22 protein-coding genes are annotated in these 18,922 nt (G+C 70.0%); 8 read left to right on the top strand and 14 right to left on the bottom strand.

All coding sequences use genetic code 11. The features are described 5' to 3' along the window. Positions 1 to 5 precede the first annotated feature (5 nt). The 3 genes from BIV23_RS28325 to BIV23_RS28335 are packed head-to-tail and all read left to right on the top strand — an operon-like array spanning position 6 to position 2,561. Positions 6 to 782 carry an ABC transporter permease gene (locus BIV23_RS28325; protein ID WP_079173438.1) on the top strand — a complete coding sequence of 259 codons (777 nt, stop codon included), beginning with the start codon at positions 6 to 8 and terminating at the stop codon, positions 780 to 782. A 3-nt stretch (positions 783 to 785) separates the two neighbouring features. Next, positions 786 to 1,754: an ABC transporter ATP-binding protein gene (locus BIV23_RS28330; RefSeq protein ID WP_071383811.1), complete on the top strand. Its 969-nt coding sequence runs from the start codon at positions 786 to 788 to the stop codon at positions 1,752 to 1,754. 9 nt (positions 1,755 to 1,763) lie between these two features. Beyond that, the gene (locus BIV23_RS28335; RefSeq protein WP_071383812.1) at positions 1,764 to 2,561 is read left to right on the top strand and encodes a DUF1707 SHOCT-like domain-containing protein; all 798 of its coding nucleotides are present in this window, start codon (positions 1,764 to 1,766) and stop codon (positions 2,559 to 2,561) included. Positions 2,562 to 2,662: 101 nt separating this feature from the next. Here BIV23_RS28335 and BIV23_RS28340 read toward each other — a convergent pair whose 3' ends face one another. The 3 genes from BIV23_RS28340 to BIV23_RS28350 form a co-directional block, all read right to left on the bottom strand. After that, positions 2,663 to 3,061, bottom strand: a complete 399-nt coding sequence (locus BIV23_RS28340) for a hypothetical protein (RefSeq protein WP_071383813.1) — start codon at positions 3,059 to 3,061, stop codon at positions 2,663 to 2,665. Between the two features lie 111 nt (positions 3,062 to 3,172). Beyond that, positions 3,173 to 3,910 carry a ribonuclease PH gene (gene rph, locus BIV23_RS28345; protein WP_071383814.1) on the bottom strand — a complete coding sequence of 246 codons (738 nt, stop codon included), beginning with the start codon at positions 3,908 to 3,910 and terminating at the stop codon, positions 3,173 to 3,175. Between the two features lie 78 nt (positions 3,911 to 3,988). After that, positions 3,989 to 4,222: a PTS sugar transporter subunit IIB gene (locus BIV23_RS28350; RefSeq protein ID WP_071383815.1), complete on the bottom strand. Its 234-nt coding sequence runs from the start codon at positions 4,220 to 4,222 to the stop codon at positions 3,989 to 3,991. A gap of 127 nt (positions 4,223 to 4,349) precedes the next feature. On the opposite strand from BIV23_RS28350, the gene BIV23_RS28355 reads away from it, so the two are divergent. Both BIV23_RS28355 and BIV23_RS28360 read left to right on the top strand, forming a co-directional pair. Beyond that, positions 4,350 to 5,651, top strand: a complete 1,302-nt coding sequence (locus BIV23_RS28355; protein ID WP_071383816.1) for a PTS transporter subunit EIIC — start codon at positions 4,350 to 4,352, stop codon at positions 5,649 to 5,651. Between the two features lie 143 nt (positions 5,652 to 5,794). Beyond that, positions 5,795 to 7,042, top strand: a complete 1,248-nt coding sequence (locus BIV23_RS28360) for a PTS transporter subunit EIIC (RefSeq protein WP_071383903.1) — start codon at positions 5,795 to 5,797, stop codon at positions 7,040 to 7,042. A gap of 58 nt (positions 7,043 to 7,100) precedes the next feature. Here BIV23_RS28360 and BIV23_RS28365 read toward each other — a convergent pair whose 3' ends face one another. Further along, complete coding sequence (locus BIV23_RS28365; RefSeq protein ID WP_071383817.1) at positions 7,101 to 7,853, bottom strand: MBL fold metallo-hydrolase; 753 nt, start codon at positions 7,851 to 7,853, stop codon at positions 7,101 to 7,103. A 231-nt stretch (positions 7,854 to 8,084) separates the two neighbouring features. Between BIV23_RS28365 and BIV23_RS28370 the strand changes: the two genes are divergently transcribed. Then, positions 8,085 to 8,540: a type II toxin-antitoxin system PemK/MazF family toxin gene (locus BIV23_RS28370; RefSeq protein WP_071383818.1), complete on the top strand. Its 456-nt coding sequence runs from the start codon at positions 8,085 to 8,087 to the stop codon at positions 8,538 to 8,540. Positions 8,541 to 8,564: 24 nt separating this feature from the next. Here BIV23_RS28370 and BIV23_RS28375 read toward each other — a convergent pair whose 3' ends face one another. The 9 genes from BIV23_RS28375 to clpS all read right to left on the bottom strand — a co-directional run bounded on the left by BIV23_RS28375 (position 8,565) and on the right by clpS (position 16,457). Next, entirely contained in the window at positions 8,565 to 9,047 is a 483-nt protein-coding gene (locus tag BIV23_RS28375) for a hypothetical protein (RefSeq protein ID WP_071383904.1), read from the bottom strand. A 145-nt stretch (positions 9,048 to 9,192) separates the two neighbouring features. Beyond that, on the bottom strand, positions 9,193 to 11,271 hold the full coding sequence (locus BIV23_RS28380) for a putative Ig domain-containing protein (RefSeq protein WP_071383819.1): 2,079 nt from the start codon (positions 11,269 to 11,271) through the stop codon (positions 9,193 to 9,195). Positions 11,272 to 11,551: 280 nt separating this feature from the next. Further along, the gene (locus BIV23_RS28385; protein ID WP_071383820.1) at positions 11,552 to 12,502 is read right to left on the bottom strand and encodes a PLP-dependent cysteine synthase family protein; all 951 of its coding nucleotides are present in this window, start codon (positions 12,500 to 12,502) and stop codon (positions 11,552 to 11,554) included. A 17-nt stretch (positions 12,503 to 12,519) separates the two neighbouring features. Further along, positions 12,520 to 12,852: a MoaD/ThiS family protein gene (locus tag BIV23_RS28390; RefSeq protein WP_071383821.1), complete on the bottom strand. Its 333-nt coding sequence runs from the start codon at positions 12,850 to 12,852 to the stop codon at positions 12,520 to 12,522. A gap of 86 nt (positions 12,853 to 12,938) precedes the next feature. Beyond that, positions 12,939 to 13,034, bottom strand: a complete 96-nt coding sequence (locus tag BIV23_RS53625) for a putative leader peptide (RefSeq protein ID WP_023550193.1) — start codon at positions 13,032 to 13,034, stop codon at positions 12,939 to 12,941. Positions 13,035 to 13,113: 79 nt separating this feature from the next. Beyond that, positions 13,114 to 13,536: a M67 family metallopeptidase gene (locus tag BIV23_RS28395; RefSeq protein WP_071383822.1), complete on the bottom strand. Its 423-nt coding sequence runs from the start codon at positions 13,534 to 13,536 to the stop codon at positions 13,114 to 13,116. A 185-nt stretch (positions 13,537 to 13,721) separates the two neighbouring features. After that, positions 13,722 to 15,152 (bottom strand): amino acid permease, encoded by a 1,431-nt coding sequence (locus BIV23_RS28400; RefSeq protein ID WP_071383823.1) that lies wholly within the window; start codon positions 15,150 to 15,152, stop codon positions 13,722 to 13,724. A 368-nt stretch (positions 15,153 to 15,520) separates the two neighbouring features. After that, positions 15,521 to 16,126 (bottom strand): DUF2017 domain-containing protein, encoded by a 606-nt coding sequence (locus tag BIV23_RS28405; protein ID WP_071383824.1) that lies wholly within the window; start codon positions 16,124 to 16,126, stop codon positions 15,521 to 15,523. A 13-nt stretch (positions 16,127 to 16,139) separates the two neighbouring features. After that, positions 16,140 to 16,457: an ATP-dependent Clp protease adapter ClpS gene (clpS, locus tag BIV23_RS28410; protein WP_071372255.1), complete on the bottom strand. Its 318-nt coding sequence runs from the start codon at positions 16,455 to 16,457 to the stop codon at positions 16,140 to 16,142. Between the two features lie 58 nt (positions 16,458 to 16,515). Between clpS and BIV23_RS28415 the strand changes: the two genes are divergently transcribed. Both BIV23_RS28415 and BIV23_RS28420 read left to right on the top strand, forming a co-directional pair. Further along, the gene (locus BIV23_RS28415; protein ID WP_071383905.1) at positions 16,516 to 17,862 is read left to right on the top strand and encodes a nicotinate phosphoribosyltransferase; all 1,347 of its coding nucleotides are present in this window, start codon (positions 16,516 to 16,518) and stop codon (positions 17,860 to 17,862) included. Positions 17,863 to 17,970: 108 nt separating this feature from the next. Beyond that, entirely contained in the window at positions 17,971 to 18,564 is a 594-nt protein-coding gene (locus BIV23_RS28420) for a nicotinamidase (protein WP_071383825.1), read from the top strand. Between the two features lie 20 nt (positions 18,565 to 18,584). Here the strand turns inward: BIV23_RS28420 and BIV23_RS28425 are convergent, their stop codons facing one another. Then, positions 18,585 to 18,902, bottom strand: coding sequence for a hypothetical protein (locus tag BIV23_RS28425; RefSeq protein ID WP_071383826.1), 318 nt, complete (start codon positions 18,900 to 18,902; stop codon positions 18,585 to 18,587). Between the last annotated feature and the right edge of the window lie 20 nt (positions 18,903 to 18,922).

Here is an 18,922-nt window from a genome sequence, read left to right on the forward strand (position 1 = left end):
ACGGGATGATCGCCGGGATGTGGGTGCGGTCCACGATGGCCTACCGGGCGTCGTTCGCCATGACCACGTTCGGGAACTTCGCGGCGACCTTCTTCGACTTCGTCACGATCATGCTGATGTTCTTGCGGGTGCGCGCGCTCGGCGGGTACACGCTGGCGGAGGTGGCGTTCCTGTACGGGCTGTCGGCCGTGTCCTTCGGGCTGGCGGATCTGGCGATCGGCTCGATGGACCGGCTGGGGCGGCGGGTGCGGGACGGCACGCTGGACACGCTGCTGGTGCGGCCGGTGCCGGTGCTGGCGCAGGTGGCCGCCGACCGGTTCGCGCTGCGCCGGCTCGGCCGGGTGGTGCAGGGCTCGCTGGTGCTGGGCTGGGCGCTGACCCGGGTGGAGATCGACTGGACGCCGTCGAAGCTGCTGCTGATGCCGGTGACGGTGGCGAGCGGCTGCGCGATCTTCTGCGCGGTGTTCGTGGCGGGGGCGGCGTTCCAGTTCGTGGCGCAGGACGCCTCCGAGGTGCAGAACGCCTTCACGTACGGCGGGACGACGCTGCTGCAGTATCCGCCGACGGTGTTCGCGAAGGAGCTGGTGCGCGGGGTGACGTTCGTGCTGCCGCTGGCCTTCGTCAACTGGCTGCCCGCGACGTACGTGCTGGGGCGGCCGTATCCGCTGGACCTGCCGCGGTGGGTGGCGTTCACGCCGCCGCTGGTCGCGGCGGGCTGCTGTGCGCTGGCGGGGCTGGCGTGGCGGGCGGGACTTCGTTCGTACCGGAGCACAGGGAGCTAGCACGTGCCGGACAGTGACTTCATCAGGCTCGAAGAGGTCGAGAAGGTCTTCGAGGTGCGCAAGAGGACCGGGTTCATGAAGCGGGAGCGGCGCGAGGTGCGGGCGGTGGACTCGCTGTCCTTCTCCGTGGCGCGCGGCGAGATGGTCGGCTACATCGGGCCGAACGGCGCCGGGAAGTCGACCACGATCAAGATGCTGACCGGCATCCTGACGCCGAGCGGCGGCCGGCTGCGGGTGGCGGGCATCGATCCGTCCCGGGAGCGGACGCGGCTCGCGCAGCGGATCGGGGTGGTGTTCGGGCAGCGTACGACGCTGTGGTGGGACCTGCCGCTGATCGACTCGTACCGGCTGGCGCACCGCATGTACCGCATCCCCGAGGCCCGCTACCGGGAGAACCTCGCCCGCTGCGTGGAACTCCTGGAGCTGGGCGACCTGTTGGACGTGCCGGTGCGGCAGCTGTCGCTGGGCCAGCGGATGCGCGGGGACATCGCGGCGGCGCTGCTGCACGATCCCGAGGTGCTGTACCTGGACGAGCCGACGATCGGTCTGGACGTCGTGTCGAAGGCCAAGGTGCGGGGGTTCTTGCGGGAGTTGAACGCCGAGCGCGGCACGACGGTGCTGCTGACCACCCATGACCTGCAGGACATCGAGCAGTTGTGCTCGCGGGTGATGGTGATCGACCACGGCCGGCTGATGTACGACGGCCCGCTCGCGGGGCTGCACGAGGCCGGGGAGAGCGAGCGGACGCTGGTGGTGGACCTGGAGCGGGAGCTGCCGCCCGTGGAGGTGCCCGGAGCGCGCGTGGTGCGGGTCGAGGGGCCCCGGCAGTCGCTGGCGTTCCCGGCGGGGCAGTCGGCGGCGCCGCTCGTGGCGCATCTGGCGGCGCGGTATCCGCTGGTGGATCTGTCGGTGCGGGAGCCGGACATCGAGGCCGTCATCGCGAAGATGTACGCGGAGAAGGCCGTCTCGTAGGCTGCTGTCATGACCGACGACTCGGTCCCGGACCACCGGGCCCCTGCTCCCGCTCCCGCCCCCACTCCCGATCTTCGGGCCTCCGACGCCGACCGTGAGCGCGTGGCCGAGGTGCTGCGGGACGCGCTGGCCGAGGGCCGGCTCGACATGGCGGAGTTCGAGGAGCGGCTGGAGGCGGCCTACCGGGCGCGCACCTACGGCGAGCTGACCCCGCTCACCCGCGATCTGCCGACGGCCGCCGCGGCGGCGCCGCCCGCCCCGGTGTCGTTCACCAAGGCGCCTGCGGAGAGCGGGAGTTGGGCGTCCCGGATCGTCGGCGGCGAGGGGTCCTCGGCGGGCGGGGTGGCGATCCTGTCGGGGTTCGAGCGCAAGGGCCGCTGGACGGTGCCGAAGCGGTTCAACTGCTTCGCGTTCATGGGCGGCGGCGAGATCGATCTGCGCGAGGCGGACTTCGCGGACCGCGAGGTCGAGATCAACTGCGTGGCGATCATGGGCGGCCTGCAGGTCACCGTGCCGCCTGGGGTCGAGGTCGTCGTCCGGGGCATCGGCGTCATGGGCGGCTTCGACCACCCCCGGGACGACGACGGTCCGCCCGAGCCGGGCGCGCCGCGCGTGGTCATCGGCGGGTTCGCCTTCTGGGGCGGGGTCGGGGTGTCACGCAAGGTGACCCGGGCGGAACAGCTCCGTCTCAAGGAGCGGCGGCGGCAGGAGCGGGTGGAGCGGCGGGAGTCACGGCGAGAACTCCAGCGGGAGCGGCACGAGGGGCGGCGCGAGCTGCGGAGGGAACGCCGGGACCGGGAGTACTGAGCGCCGTCGGCGGCCGCGGGTACGTCGTGGTTGTTCGCGCCCGCGCGGCGGAGCCGCATGTCGACACGGCCCCGCGCCCCTTCGGGGCGCGTCCACTCGCCCTACTTCGTGCAGACCTTGGTCAGCTCGCCGGCCGCGTCCGTCACCGGGTTCAGGTCCGGTGTCCTGTCCCCGTTCCTGATGGCCGTACGAACGTTGTCCACGGCCTTCTTCACGTCGTCCACCGCCTTGTTGACGTCCGTGTGGTCGGTCTTGTCGCCGATCTTGTCGAGGTTCTTCTCGATGGCGTTCAGCGAGTCGTCGGCCCGGGTCGGGTCGTTCGCCGCGTTCTCGACGGCCTGTTGCAGGCCGGTGACGTTGTCGGCGATGGAGTCGGCGGTGTGCACGCAGTCGAGGGCCTTGTCGACGCTGTCGCATCCGGTGGCCAGGCCGGCGGTGAGTGCGACGGTCGCCGCGACGACGGCGGCGGCGGTGAGACGACGGCGTCGGCTGACGGCCATGATGGTGGTCCCCTCCTCTGGTCGGGCTGCTGTGTCCAGCTGCTGTACCCGAAGGACGCCGGGAAGGGGCGCGCGGGTTGCCCCCGCGCGCCCCTCCTGTTGGTCCGCGCTTTACTTCCCGAGCGTGGCGTCCAGCGTGGCGCGCTGGATCCGGGCCAGTTCGTCGCAGCCGCTCACGGCGAGGTCGAGCAGGGCGTTCAGTTCGTCGCGGGCGAAGGGCTCGGCCTCGGCGGTGCCCTGGACCTCGACGAAGCGGCCGTCGCCGGTGCAGACGACGTTCATGTCGGTCTCGGCGCGCACGTCCTCCTCGTAGCAGAGGTCGAGGAGGGGGACGCCGCCGACGATGCCGACGGAGACGGCGGAGACGGTGCCGGTGAGCGGCTGGCGGCCGGCCTTGATCAGCTTCTTGCCCCGGGCCCAGGCGACGGCGTCGGCGAGGGCGACGTACGCGCCGGTGATGGCGGCCGTACGGGTGCCGCCGTCGGCCTGGAGGACGTCGCAGTCGAGGACGATGGTGTTCTCGCCGAGCGCCTTGTAGTCGATGACGGCGCGCAGGGAGCGGCCGATGAGGCGGGAGATCTCGTGGGTACGGCCGCCGATCTTGCCCTTGACGGACTCGCGGTCGCCGCGGGTGTTGGTGGCGCGGGGCAGCATGGAGTACTCCGCGGTGACCCAGCCCTCGCCGCTGCCCTTGCGCCAGCGCGGGACGCCCTCGGTCACGGAGGCGGTGCAGAACACCTTGGTGTCGCCGAAGGAGACGAGGACGGAGCCCTCGGCGTGCTTGCTCCATCCGCGCTGGATGGTGACCGGGCGGAGCTGTTCGGGGGTACGGCCGTCGATGCGAGACATGGCGACGAGCCTAGCCGCACACGGGGAAGGGGCTCCTCCCGCGTCGGGAAGAGCCCCTTACAGGTGAACCGGTGCGGTTCACATCATGTCTTCGATCTCCGCGGCGATCGGGTCGGCGTCGGTGCCGATGACGACCTGGATGGCGGTGCCCATCTTGACGACGCCGTGGGCGCCGGCGGCCTTCAGGGCGGCCTCGTCGACCTTGGAGGCGTCGTGCACCTCGGTGCGCAGCCGGGTGATGCATCCCTCGATCTCGTCGATGTTGTCGATACCGCCGAGGCCGGCGACGATCTTCTCAGCCTTGCTGGCCATTTGCTCTCCTCACGCACGGTTGGCCCAACTTCACGAGCGATTGCGCCGTGCGTACCGAAGGATGACGTCACAGCAAACCCAATCGTCCACGACTGGTCTACACCACAGGACAGGCGGTCGCCAACCGATGAGCACAGAGGCCGAGGTGAGTCCAGCCCGCGCCCGGTGGAACCGCGCCTTCCAGGGCCTGCAGAAGATGGGCCGCAGCCTCCAGTTGCCCATCGCCGTACTGCCCGCGGCCGGCATCCTCAACCGCCTCGGCCAGCCGGACGTGTTCGGCAAGGACGGACTGGGCTGGACGGACGTGTCCAAACTGATGACGGGCGCGGGCGGCGCCCTGCTCGACGGCTCGCTCGGTCTGCCGCTGCTGTTCTGCGTGGGTGTGGCCATCGGCATGGCGAAGAAGGCGGACGGCTCGACCGCGCTCGCGGCGGTGGCCGGGTTCCTCGTCTACTACGGCGTGCTGCACCAGTTCCCCGAGTCCTGCCCGGGCGGCTCGAAGGCGATCCCGCAGATCGGCTGCCAGGTCAGCACCGGCGCGGGCGTGGGGTCGGTGACGCCCTACACCTTCCAGAACCCGGGCGTCTTCGGCGGCATCGTGATGGGTCTGCTGGCCGCCTTCTTCTGGGCGCGGTTCCACCGCACGAAGCTGGTGGACTGGCTGGGCTTCTTCAACGGCCGCCGGCTGGTGCCCATCATCATGGCGTTCGTCGCGATCGTGTTCGCGGCGCTGTGCCTGTGGATCTGGCCGCCGATCGGCAGCGGGCTGGAGAGCTTCAGCTACTGGCTGCGGGATGCCGGTGCCTGGGGCGCGGGTGTCTTCGGGCTGGCGAACCGCGCGCTGCTGGTGGTCGGCCTGCACCAGTTCCTGAACGTGCCCATCTGGTTCCAGTTCGGCAGCTTCACCAAGCCGGACGGCACGGTGGTGCACGGCGACATCAACATGTTCCTGGCCGGCGACCCGAACGCGGGGCAGTTCACCTCGGGCTTCTTCCCGATCATGATGTTCGCGCTGCCGGCCGCCGCGCTGGCCATCACGCACTGCGCGAAACCGAGCCGCCGCAAGGAGGTCGGCGGTCTCATGCTCTCGGTGGCGCTGACGTCGTTCGTGACGGGCATCACCGAACCCATCGAGTACTCCTTCCTCTTCATCGCGCCCCTGCTGTACGCCGCCCACGCCGTGCTCACCGGTGTCTCGATGGCGGTGACGTGGGGGCTCGGGGTCCACGACGGCTTCAGCTTCTCGGCGGGCCTGATCGACTACGTGATCAACTGGAACCTGGCGACGAGACCGTGGGCGATCATCCCGATCGGCCTGTGCTTCGCGGCGGTCTACTACACCGTCTTCCGGTTCGCGATCACGCGGTTCGACCTGCGGACGCCGGGCCGGGAGCCCGAGGACGAGGTCGAGGACATCACCAAGGCCTGAGCCGGGCCCGATCCCTTTAGCACACCGGCACACCGCGTAGCGTTCCGGTAGCGGATTTCGTGGTTCCTTATCCCACCTTCATCGTGCTACAACAGGTCTACACCACTGAGTGGTGTAGACCACCACCGATGGAGGAACCCACCATGAGCACCGCCACCGCCACGGCGGCTCCCGCGAAGAAGCGGGGATCCGGCCTGTTCCAGGGCCTGCAGAAGGTCGGCCGCAGTCTCCAGCTGCCGATCGCCGTACTGCCGGCGGCGGGCATCCTGCTGCGGCTGGGGCAGCAGGACGTCCACGACAAGCTGCACCTGCCCGACAAGGTCACGGCGGTGTTCGCCACGGCCGGTGGTGCGATCTTCGACAACCTCCCGATGCTGTTCTGCATCGGTGTCGCGATCGGCTTCGCCAAGAAGTCCGACGGCTCGACGGCGCTCGCCGCCCTGGTCGGCTTCCTGGTCTACAGCAACGTGCTGAAGGCGTTCCCGCTGACCCAGCAGCACATCGAGAGCGGCAAGATAGTCGAGGCCACCTACAACAACCCCGGTGTGCTCGGCGGCATCCTGATGGGTCTGTTCGCCGCCGTGCTGTGGCAGCGCTACCACCGCAAGAAGCTGGTGGACTGGCTCGGCTTCTTCAACGGCCGCCGGCTGGTGCCGATCATCATGGCCTTCGTCGGCACGCTCATGGGTGTCTTCTTCGGTCTGGTCTGGAAGCCCGTCGGTGAGGGCATCTCCCACGCCGGCGAGTGGATCACCGGTCTCGGCGCGCTGGGCGCGGGTCTGTTCGGTCTGGTCAACCGTGCGCTGATCCCGGTCGGCATGCACCAGTTCGTGAACACCGTCTCCTGGTTCCAGATCGGCGACTACAAGAACTCCGCCGGTCAGATCGTCCACGGTGACCTCAACCGCTTCTTCGCCGGTGACCCGCACGCCGGTATGTTCATGTCCGGCTTCTTCCCGATCATGATGTTCGGTCTGCCGGCGGCCGCCCTGGCCATCGCGCACTCCGCCCGCCCCGAGCGCCGCAAGGCCGTCCTCGGCATGATGATCTCCCTCGCGCTGACCTCCTTCGTCACCGGTGTCACCGAGCCCATCGAGTTCTCGTTCATGTTCATCGCGCCGATGCTGTACGCGATCCACGCGGTGCTGACGGCCCTGTCCATGGCGGTCACCTGGGCGCTCGGCGTGCACGCGGGCTTCACCTTCTCCGCGGGCTTCATCGACTACGCGCTCAACTGGAACCTCGCGACCAAGCCCTGGCTGATCATCCCGATCGGCCTGGTGTTCGCGGCGATCTACTACGCGGTCTTCCGCTTCGCGATCACCAGGTTCAACCTCCCCACCCCGGGCCGCGAGCCCGAGGAGGAGGTCGAGGACCTGACGAAGGCATAGCGCTCCGCGCGAAGGCCCCGGAACCCGTTCGGTTCCGGGGCCTTTCTCGTACGTGGTCTCAGATCTCGTACGTCGCCCTCGGCGCGGCCAGGTGCACCGGGCCGTCGAACACCTCGCGCGCGTCACGGAGGTTGGCCTCCGGGTCGGTCCACGGCGGGATGTGGGTGAGGACCAGGCGCCGGGCGCCGGCGCGCGCGGCCGACTCACCCGCCTCACGGCCGTTGAGGTGGAGGTCGGGGATGTCCTCCTTGCCGTGCGTGAACGCGGCCTCGCACAGGAACAGGTCGGTGTCCCGGGCCAGCTCGTCCAGGGCCTCGGTCACGCCCGTGTCCCCGGAGTACGTCAGGGACCTCCCGGCGTGCTCGACGCGGATGCCGTACGCCTCGACGGGATGGCGGACCAGGTCGGTGTGGACCGTGAAGGGGCCGATCTCGAACGTGGAGGGCTTGACCGTGTGGAAGTCGAAGACCTCGCTCATCGAGGAGGCGGAGGGGGTGTCGGCGTACGCCGTGGTGAGGCGGTGTTCGGTGCCTTCGGGGCCGTAGACCGGGATGGGGTCGCAGCGGCCGCCGTCGTGGCGGTAGTACCGCGCGACGAAGTACGCCAGCATGTCGATGCAGTGGTCGGCGTGCAGATGGCTGAGGAAGATCGCGTCGAGGTCGTAGAGACCGCAGTGGCGCTGCAGCTCGCCCAGGGCGCCGTTGCCCATGTCGAGAAGCAGCCGGAAGCCGTCGGCCTCGACGAGGTAGCTCGAGCAGGCCGATTCCGCGGACGGGAACGACCCCGAGCAGCCGACGACGGTGAGCTTCATGAAGCAGAAACCTCCGTTGGCGGTGAAGATCGGAACGGCAAGATCAAATGGGCGGGAAAACGGGGGTCGTGCGGTTTGTCGAGCGTAAGGCGCGAAAGCACGGGTCGCTCCTCCGCAAAGGGCCGTTGTGGGCGAACTCACCTGCGCTGTCACCGGTTCGGCTGGAAAGGGGGGCGCAGAAGCAACCGCCAAGGGCGCGCGATTCACAGCGCGCGCCGGTACCGTCGTCGTATGGACACGTCCTGGTGGCTGGCGCTCGCGGCGGTGGTACTGCTCGCGCTGGTCGCCACGCTCGTCGACGGCTGGGGGCGGGGTCGCCGGCCCGGCGGGCGGCGGCTGCGGCCGCCGGGCCGCGCCGGTACGCACACGCGTGACGGACGGCCGGTCCCCGGGGACATCTGGTGGGCAGAGGTTCCCTACGAGGACCGGGCCGAGGCGAGGGACCGGCCGTGTCTGGTGCTGGCGGTGCGCGGGAACCGGGCCACGGTCGCGAAGATCACCAGCAAGTACCACGACGAGCGGTCCGGGGTGATCCCGCTGCCCCCGGGCGCGGTCGGCGACGCCCGGGGCAGGCCCAGCTTCCTGGAGACCGACGAACTGCGCGAGGTGCCGGTCGGCGACTTCCGGCGCCGGGTGGGTGTGGTGGACCCGGTGCTGTGGGACCAGGTCCGGCATCTCGCGGGCTGAGGACCGCCTACGTCACGGGATCGCCTACTTCACGGTCACCGTGACCGCCCACTCCTGGAGGCCCATGCACGACACCTCGCCGGGCTTCGTCGGCTGCGCGCACATGGGGCGGGACGAGGTCAGCTTCTCGGTGCCGGCCGCCACGGCGTGGTAGGTGGCCGTGGCCTGGCCCGGCCGGATGACGAGGCCGGTGTTGATCGCCTTCAGAGCGGTGCCGCTCGCCTGGACCGGCTTCCAGGGGCGGGACTTGGTGCCCTCCAGGGTCAGCCGGACCTCGCCGCCCTTGGCCACGCAGACCGTGCGGCCGGCGTCGGTCGCCTTCAGGTCGACGGCGGAGGCACAGCCGCCGGAGGCCGGTGCCGAGGGTGAGACCTTGCCGGCACTTCCGGTGTCCGTGCCCTTGCCGCCCTTGCCGCCCTGGGCGCCGGTGTCGCTCTTGGAGCCGCATCCGGCGAGCAGCAGCACCGCGGCCGCGAGGGCTGCGAGGGACGTCGCGCTACGACGCATGGGTTTCGCCTTTCTGCCGTGGCCGTGGGGAGTCGGCCGCCTGGTGCAGATGAGACGTACCGGCACGACGAACGGATCCCGCACACGGAGTCTTTCCTTCCGCGTGCGGGATCACAAGTGGTTCAGGTGCTGCGGAGGGTGCGGATCAGCTGGTCGTCACGGCCGTGTCGTCGATGACGAAGCTGGTCTGGAGGGAGGAGTCCTCGACACCGTTGAACTTCAGGGTGACCGTCTGGCCCGCGAACGAGGACAGGTCGAAGGTCTTCTGCGCGTACCCCGTGTTGGCGTTGAGGTTCGAGTAGCTCGCCAGGGTCGTCGAACCGGCGCTCACCGTCAGCTTGTCGTACGCGGTGCTGCCGGTCTCGGCGGTGTCGATGTGCAGGTAGAAGGTGAAGCTCGCCTTGCAGCCGGCCGGGATGGTCACCGACTGGGACAGGGTGTCGGTGTGCGAGGAGCCGTAGCCGTCGAGCCAGGCGTAGTAGGAGCCGCTGTGGGCCGCCTCACCGGTGTCGTTGGTGATGACGCCGCTGGTCGCGGTCCAGCCGGTGCTGCCCGACTCGAAGCCCGGGTTCGCCACCAGCTGGGAGGAGGTGCAGCCACCGCCGCCGGAGGTGCCGACGGTCCAGGTGAAGGAGGTCGAGCCGGTCGCGCCGGTGGAGTCGGTCGCGGTGACGGTGACCTGGTAGGTGCCCGCGGCGGACGCCGTGCCGGAGATCAGGCCGGTGGAGCTGTTGATCGACAGGCCGGTCGGCAGGCCGGAGGCGCTGTAGGTCAGGGAGGCGCCGCCGCTGTCGGAGGCCTTGATCTGCAGGCTGGCCGAGCTGCCCGTGGTGGTGGACTGGCTGCCCGGGTTGGTGACGGTCACCGTGTTGCCGCCGCTGCTGCCACCGGAGGTGAAGGCGGCGGTGCCGTTCGGGGTGCCCCAGCCGGTCGGGCCGTCGTAGCCGGTGCCCGCGGTGCAGAAGTACGAGGGGGAGCAGGAGCCGTTGCTGCCGCTCGTCACGTCGTACAGGTTGCCGGTGTGGCTGTAGGGGTACTTCGCCGGGTAGTCGCTCGCGCCCGGGGTGCCCGCGAGTGCGTAGACGCTCGCGATGATCGGCGAGGAGGCGCTGGTGCCGCCGTAGACCGCCCAGCCGGAGCCGCCGAAGGTGTCGTAGACCGCCACGCCGGTGGCCGGGTCGGCGACCGCGGAGACGTCGGCCTCCATGCGCTTGGAGCAGCCGGTGTCGGTCTGCCAGCTCGGCTTCGGGTCGTACGCCGAGCAGCCGGAGCCGGTGCCCTCGGTGCTGGAGGTGTTCCAGACGGACTCGCTCCAGCCGCGGGAGTTGGAGGCGGTGGAGAGCGCGGTGCCGCCGACGGCGGTCACGTACTGGGAGGTCGCCGGGTACTCGGCGCCGTAGCCGGAGTCGCCCGCGGAGACGGTGATCGCGACGCCCGGGTGCTTGAAGTACTGCGAGTCCTCGCTGGTCTGGGCGGAGGACTCGGAGCCGCCCCAGCTGTTGGAGACGAACTTGGCGCCGAGCGCGACGGCCTCGTTCTCGGCGGTGCCGAGGTCGGAGTCGGTGGCGGAGTTGGCCTCGACCAGGACGATGCTGCAGTTCGGGCAGACCGCGCTGACCATGTCGATGTCGAGCATCTCTTCACCGGCCCAGCCGGTGTCGTTGGTCGGCAGCGAGGTGGTGGAACCGGTCTGGCTGACCTGCTTGAAGCAGCCGTTGGCCTTGGTGCAGGCGGACAGGCCGTAGGTGGAGCGGTAAGTGGCCAGGTCCGACTCGGCGTTGGGGTCGTTGTAGGCGTCGACGATGCCGACGGTCATCCCCGAACCGGCCGACGTCGGCAGGTTGTAGGCGCTGTGCAGGTTGGCCGGCGAGAGGCCGGAGGGGGTGGCGGCGGCGAGTGCCGCGGCGAGCCGCTGCTTGATGTCGGTGCGGCGCTGCGCGAAGCAGGACGCCTCGCCGGGCTTGGCGGTGGCGCACAGGTGCTGGGTCGGCACCTTCTGGCCGGCCTTGCCGGTCGAGTGGAACGCCTGCCGCTTCGGGTCGGTCAGGGCCTTGCTGTTCTGCGTCACCTTGGAGGTGTGGGGCGCGGGAGCGGTGGCCGCCTGGGCCGCCCCTGCCGTGGGTGCCGCGGCGAGTCCGGCGACGGTGAGGGCGAGGGCGGGGAAGGCGACGGAGACGAGTCTTCGAAGACTCCGTCTGCGGCTGCTCGGGCGTGACTCACGCATGGGGTACTGCCTCCGTTGAAGTGGGGATTTCACTGGATTGGCAGGCCCGTGACGCGCGTAGCGGCGGTGGGACCGCGCAGTCATGAGCATGACACTCGCAGACACCCGACATGGCTCTGGGTGAGCGTGACATGACAGGGTGCGCCGAGGAACGTAGCTCCGGCGGGGTCGGGACCGGCAGTACCGGGGGGATTTCTTTGCCTCGCCATAGGAATGGCTTAGCCCCCTCATGAGAGGGGGCTGGCGACCGCTTGATGCGCGTTAATGCGGTGTTACGGCGTTACGCCCAGAGCTGGCCCTGCAGCGTCTCGATGGCCTCCTCGGTGGTGGCCGCCGTGTAGACGCCGGTGGACAGGTACTTCCAGCCGCCGTCGGCCACGATGAAGACGATGTCCGCGGACTCCCCCGCCTTGACCGCCTTGCGGCCCACGCCGATCGCCGCGTGCAGGGCGGCGCCGGTGGAGACGCCCGCGAAGATGCCCTCCTGCTGGAGGAGTTCACGGGTGCGCGTGACCGCGTCGGCCGAACCGACCGAGAAGCGGGTGGTGAGGACCGAGGCGTCGTACAGCTCCGGTACGAAGCCCTCGTCGAGGTTCCGGAGGCCGTAGACCAGGTCGTCGTAGCGCGGTTCGGCGGCGACGATCCGGATGCCCGGGCGGTGCTCGCGCAGGTAGCGGCCGACGCCCATCAGGGTGCCGGTGGTGCCGAGGCCGGCGACGAAGTGGGTGATCGACGGCAGGTCGGCGAGGATCTCCGGGCCCGTCGTGGCGTAGTGGGCGCCGGCGTTGTCCGGGTTGCCGTACTGGTAGAGCATCACCCAGTCGGGGTGCTCGGCGGCCAGTTCCTTGGCCACGCGCACGGCCGTGTTGGAGCCGCCCGCGGCCGGCGAGGAGATGATCTCGGCGCCCCACATGCCGAGCAGGTCCCGGCGCTCCTGCGAGGTGTTCTCGGGCATCACGCACACCATGCGGTAGCCCTTGAGCTTGGCCGCCATGGCCAGCGAGATGCCGGTGTTGCCGGAGGTGGGCTCCAGGATCGTGCAGCCCGGGGTCAGCCGGCCGTCCTTCTCCGCCTGCTCGATCATGTGCAGCGCGGGGCGGTCCTTGACCGAGCCGGTGGGGTTGCGGTCCTCCAGCTTGGCCCAGATCCGGACGTCGGCGGACGGCGAGAGCCGCGGCAGGCGCACCAAGGGGGTGTTGCCCACCGCGGCCAACGGGGAGTCGTAGCGCATCGCTGCTCAGCGCCCTCTCAGCGCATTCCCGCCCGCCGCCCGACCGCCACCCCGGCCGGACGCGGCTTCGCCGCGGCAGATCCTCCTGCCACGGCCGGCAGGATCGTCACGGTGTCGCCGTCGGTCAGCTCGGTGTCGATGCCCTTGACGAAGCGGACGTCCTCGTCGTTCAGGTACACGTTGACGAAGCGGCGCAGCTGACCGTTGTCCACGATGCGGGCCTCAATGCCCGCGTGCCGGGTCTCGAGGTCGGCGAACAGCGCGGCGAGGGTGTTCCCCTTGCCCTCCACCGCCTTCTCACCGTTGGTGTACGTGCGGAGGATGGTCGGGATGCGGACCTCGATGGCCATGGTTGCGGGCTCCTGTCGGAAAGGGTCGGAAAGTGGGCGCACGGCGTCGCGCGCCGTGGCTCACGGCCGTACGGCGGCGGGAAACGTCAACAGATGGCGCTGTTCAGCCTGCACAGATCGACGTGCAGCCGCGCCACGAGCAGCATGCCCGGCGCTTTCTCGCTCACGTCGTTCAGAACCATGCGCTCATCGTAACGATTCCCGGTCCGGGTCCCGGAGTGTGATCCCGCATGCCGGACGCATTTCGTCCGGCACCTGAGATCAGTAGGCCTCCACGACCGTGACCTCCTCCTCCGTGACCTCGCCGTCCACGATCCGGAAGGAACGGAACTGGAAATCGCCGAGGCCGTCGGTGTCGGCGGTGGAGACGAGGACGTAGTGGGCGCCGGGTTCGTTGGCGTAGGAGATGTCGGTGCGCGAGGGGTGGGCCTCGGTGGCGGTGTGGGAGTGGTAGATGACCACCGGCTCCTCGTCGCGGTCGTCCATCTCGCGGTAGAGCTTGAGCAGGTCGCCCGAGTCGAACTCGTAGAACGTGGGCGACATCGCCGCGTTCAGCATGGGGACGAAGCGCTCGGGGCGGTCCGAGCCCGCCGGGCCGGCCACGACGCCGCACGCCTCGTCGGGGTGGTCCTTGCGCGCGTGGGCGACGATCTGGTCGACGAGGGCCTGGGTGATGGTCAGCATGCTGGCCAGAATAAGCGGCGCGCGAAGCGCTCGTTCAGGGTGGTGGCGGGAGACGGGCGGGAAAGCAGATGGGCCGGTCCGTACCGAGGGATGGTACGGACCGGCCCATATGCCGGACGTCCTGAGCGGCGGCCGCGGCGGGGCGCCACGAGAGCTCCGCGCGGCCGGACGTCCCGGGGAGGAGGTCAGCGCTTGACGAAGGCAGCGGCCTCCGGGTTGCGGCGCCTGAGCACCAGGTAGGAGACGAGGAGGAGCACGGCCCACAGCGGAGCACAGTAAAGCGACACCCGGGCGTCCTTGTCGATGCCCATGAGCACGATCACCATGCCGATGAAGGCGAGCGCGATCCAGCTGGTGAACGGCGCCCCCGGTGCGGGGAACTCGCTGCGCGGCAGCACTCCGCGGTTGACCTTGGTCCGGTAGCGGATCTGGCAGATCAGGATGATGATCCAGGCCCACATGCCGGAGATGGTCGCGAAGGAGACGACGTAGTCGAACGCCTTGCCCGGCCACTGGTAGTTGATCCAGACGCCGACGAGCATCAGCGCGGCGGAGAACGTGGTGCCGACGAGCGGGGTGCCGCTGCGCGTCAGCTTGGTGAACACCCGGGGTCCCTGGCCGTTCTGCGCCAGGTCGCGCAGCATGCGGCCGGTGGAGTACATGCCGGAGTTGCAGGAGGACAGCGCGGCCGTCAGGACGACGAAGTTCACGATGCCGGCGCCGACGGACAGGCCCATCTTCTGGAAGGCCGCCACGAAGGGGCTCACGCCCGGGTGGAACTCGGTCCACGGCACGACCGACAGGATCATGATCAGCGCGCCGACGTAGAAGACGGCGATGCGCCAGGGCACGGTGTTGATCGCCTTGGGCAGGACCTTCTTCGGGTCCTTGGACTCGCCCGCGGTCACGCCGACCAGCTCGACGGCGAGGAAGGCGAACATGACCATCTGCAGGGTCATCAGGGTGCTGCCGACGCCGTGCGGGAAGAAGCCGCCGTCGTTCCACAGGTGGCTGACGGAGGCGGTCCTGCCCGCGTCGGAGAAGCCGAACGTGAGGATGCCGACGCAGATCAGGATCATGCCGATGATCGCGGTGACCTTGACCATGGAGAACCAGAACTCCAGCTCACCGAAGAGCTTCACGGAGATCAGGTTGGCGGCGTAGAGCACGATCGTGAAGATCAGTGCCGAGACCCACTGCGGGATGGCGAACCAGTACGTCATGTAGGCGGCCGCGGCGGTGACCTCGGTGATGCCGGTGACCACCCAGAACAGCCAGTACGTCCAGCCGGTGACGAAGCCCGCGAAGGGGCCGATGAACTCGCGCGCGTACTCCGAGAACGAACCCGACACCGGGCGGTACATCAGCAGTTCGCCGAGTGCCCGCATGATCAGGAAGATGACGAGGCCCGCGACGGCGTACGCCAGGATCAGACTCGGGCCGGCCTTGGAGATGCCCTTGCCCGCGCCGAGGAACAGGCCGGTGCCGATGGCACCGCCGATGGCGATCATCTGGATCTGCCGGGCCCCGAGCCCGCGCTGGTACCCCTCGCCGCCCTCGCCGTCCCGCACGGCCTCATTGCCGTCGTGATGCTGATCGACCTGCGCTGAGGTCATGTGTGGTGCGCCTTTCTCCATGCCGAACCGCGGCCCTTCGTCGGCCTCGGATCGGGTTTCGATCCCCCCGGATTGATGGAGTTGTGCCTGGCCGACGGTCGTCGGCTCGGTGGCGCACCCGGCCCGACATGGGTGGCGTCGGCCGGGCGGTCGTGAAGATTTATCACAACCGCAATAATGATCACACGAATGGGATGTGGCGCATCCCACAGAAAGAAGCGGACAAAGAGCGCACTACCGCGACAAATACGGCCGCAAGGGTGACGGGATCGTTATCCGGAATTGAGCGTCCGCTGAGCGAACACCCGTACACCGTGCGGTGCCCGTCCCCGGCGGCCGCCGGGAGCCGCGCCGGGGCTACGCCGGAGCTACGGCAGCAGCGTGGACACGAGGGTCTCCTGGAGACCGCCGAGCCACAGGTACGCCATCACCATCGGCTTGCGCGGGTCCTCGTCCGGAAGCCGGTAGAGCAGGTCGGTGTCGTCCTCGTCGGTGATCTCCAGCCGGGAGCCGATCGCGAGGCGCAGGTCGTTCAGGGCGCCGAGCCACTGCTTCGACTCCTGCGGCGCGAGCTTCAGCACCGCCCCGCCCTCGTCCACCGGGGCGAGCGCGTCCAGGGCGCGGATCACCGCGAGTGCGTTCTCGCGCTTGCCGGCCCGCAGGTCGTTCTCGGTGAAGCGGCGGAACTCGGCCGAGTGGGCCCGGCGTTCCTCGGCCTCGGCGGGCGAGTCCGGGACCTTCTCGGGGTCGCTGTAGGCGTCCGGGAAGAGCCGACGCAGCACCGGGTCGGCGGGCGGCTCACTGGGCCCTTCCGCGAACAGCTCGGCGAGCGGGTCCTCGGGGGCCTCGGCGCCCGGGCCGGGACCGATCAGCTCCAGGAGCTGGACGGCCAGCGACCGGATGATGGAGATCTCGACGTCGTCGAGCGCGACGGCCGCGCCGCCGCCGGGAAGCGGTTCGAAATGTCCGGGCATCTGAAGGGGTTCGCTACTTCCGGTCCTGCTGGAGGGTGGCCCACAGACCGTATCCGTGCATGGCCTGCACATCGCGCTCCATCTCCTCGCGGGTTCCGCTGGAGACGACCGCCCGGCCCTTGTGGTGGACGTCGAGCATGAGCTTGGTGGCCTTGTCCTTGGTGTAGCCGAAGTACGACTGGAAGACGTACGTCACATAGCTCATGAGGTTGACCGGGTCGTTGTGCACGATGGTGACCCAGGGGACGTCGGGCTCGGGTACGGCGAAGACCTCCTCCGCCGACTCGGTGCGTTCGATCTCTACGGGCGCGGGTGACGTCACAGTGCCCATGCTGCCACGGCGAGGAAAAATCGTCACACCGACGAAAAGGGGTGTAGCATCCATGGTCATGAACACAGCGGACCTTGGGCTGCCGGTGGACGTTCCCTCGACGGCGCTCTTCACGGACCAGTACGAGCTGACCATGCTCCAGGCGGCGCTGAAGGCCGGTACGGCCGAACGGCGGAGCGTGTTCGAGGTCTTCACCCGGCGGCTGCCGCACGGGCGCCGCTACGGCGTGGTGGCGGGTACCGGACGCGTCCTGGACGCGGTGGAGAACTTCCGCTTCGACCCGGACCTCCTCGGCTTCCTCCGGGAGCGGAACATCGTCGACGAGCAGACGCTGGCCTGGCTCGCCGACTACCGCTTCAGCGGTGACGTGTGGGGCTACCCCGAGGGCGAGGTGTACTTCCCCGGCTCGCCGCTGCTGCGCGTCGAGGGCACCTTCGCCGAGTGCGTGCTGCTGGAGACGGTGATCCTCTCCATCCTCAACCACGACTCCGCGATCGCCGCGGCCGCCTCCCGCATGGCCTCGGCCGCCGGGGACCGCCCGCTGATCGAGATGGGGGCCCGGCGCACCCACGAGCTGGCGGCGGTGGCCGCCGCCCGGGCGGCGTACGTCGGCGGCTTCGCCACCACCTCCGACCTGGCGGCCGGCTTCCGCTACGGCATCCCGACGGTCGGCACCTCGGCCCACGCCTTCACGCTGCTGCACGACCACGAGCGCGACGCCTTCCAGGCCCAGGTCGACACCCTCGGCCGGGGCACCACGCTGCTGGTGGACACGTACGACGTCGCCGAGGCCGTCCGTACGGCCGTGGAGGTGGCCGGGCCCGAGCTGGGCGCGGTCCGCATCGACTCGGGCGACCTGCTGCTCGTCGCGCACCGGGTGCGCCAGCAGCTGGACGAGCTGGGGGCCGCCGACACCAAGATCGTCGTCACGTCCGACCTGGACGAGTACGCCATCGCCTCCCTCGCCGCCGCCCCCGTGGACGCGTACGGCGTCGGCACCCAGCTGGTGACCGGCTCCGGGCACCCGACCTGCTCCATGGTCTACAAGCTGGTCGCCCGCGCCGAGTCCGGCGACCCGACGGCACCGCTGGTGCCGGTCGCGAAGAAGTCCAGCGGCGGCAAGACCTCCGTCGGCGGCCGCAAGTGGGCGGCGCGCCGGCTCGACGAGGACGGGGTCGCCGAGGCAGAGGTCGTCGGCACCGGCCCGGTACCGCCGGAGCTCGCGGACCGGCAGCTGCTGGTGCAGCTGATCAAGGGCGGGGACGTGCTGGGCCGCGAGCCGCTGGACGTCCCCCGCAGTCGGCACATCGCCGCCCGCGCGAATCTCCCGCTCTCGGCTACACAACTCTCCCGAGGGGAACCCGTCCTTCCGACGGAGTACCTGACCGAGCGCTCGGGTAGCTAGAGCGGGACCCGCCCGTCCGCCCCGAGTCCGCCCTCGTCCGCCCCCTCCCGTCCGGGCCCGGAAGTCTCTAGGCTCGGTTGATTAGCCGACAGTCGAAGGACACCCACCATGCGCCGCGCCTTGATCGTCGTAGATGTGCAGAACGACTTCTGCGAGGGGGGCAGCCTCGCGGTGTCCGGCGGCGCCGACGTCGCCGCCGCGATCACGGAGCTGATCGGCCAGGCGGCCGGGAGCGGGTACCGGCACGTGGTCGCCACCCGCGATCTGCACATCGCGCCCGGCGGCCACTTCGCCGACGACCCCGACTACGTCCGCTCCTGGCCCGCGCACTGCGTCGCGGGCACGGAGGGCGTCGGCTTCCACCCGAACTTCGCCCCGGCCGTCGCCTCCGGCGCGGTGGACGCGGTCTTCGACAAGGGCGCGTACTCGGCGGCCTACAGCGGCTTCGAGGGCAAGGACGAGAACGCCGTCCCCCTGGCCGACTGGCTGCGCGCACGCCACATCGACGAGGTCGACGTGGTCGGCATAGCGACCGACCACTGCGTACGCGCCACCGCCCTGGACGCCGCCCGCGAGGGCTTTCGCACCCAGGTCCTGCTGGACCTCACGGCGGGCGTCGCCGCGGAGACGACGGAGCGCGCGCTGGAGGAGCTGCGGGAGGCGGGCGTGGAGCTGACGGGCAAGCCGGTCGTCAGCGGCTGAGGCCCGCTCCCCCCGCCCGGCTACGCCACCGCTGACCTGCGCAGAAGGGCCCTGATCGGGTGCCACAGCTCGGTCACGATGACACCGTTGTCGGCGGGCGCCGTCCGCCATATCAGGCCGTCGGGGTGGTGCAGGACCGCCGTGATCTCGTCCGGGGTCGGCGGGGCGGCGTTGCCCCGTAGGTAGATCGCGCGCAACCCCAGGTTGCGCAGCCTGGTCAGGGCGCGCGCCCGGTTCTGGGCGTGCACGAGTACGCGCACCCCGGCGGTGTCGTAGGGCAGGTTCAGTGCCACCACGACCGTGCCGTTCGGCAGCTTGGTGAAGCCTCCAGCGGCCATGCCGTCAGATCCCCGTTCCG

Source organism: Streptomyces monashensis, assembly GCF_001866665.1.
Classification (GTDB): Bacteria; Actinomycetota; Actinomycetes; order Streptomycetales; family Streptomycetaceae; genus Streptomyces; species Streptomyces monashensis.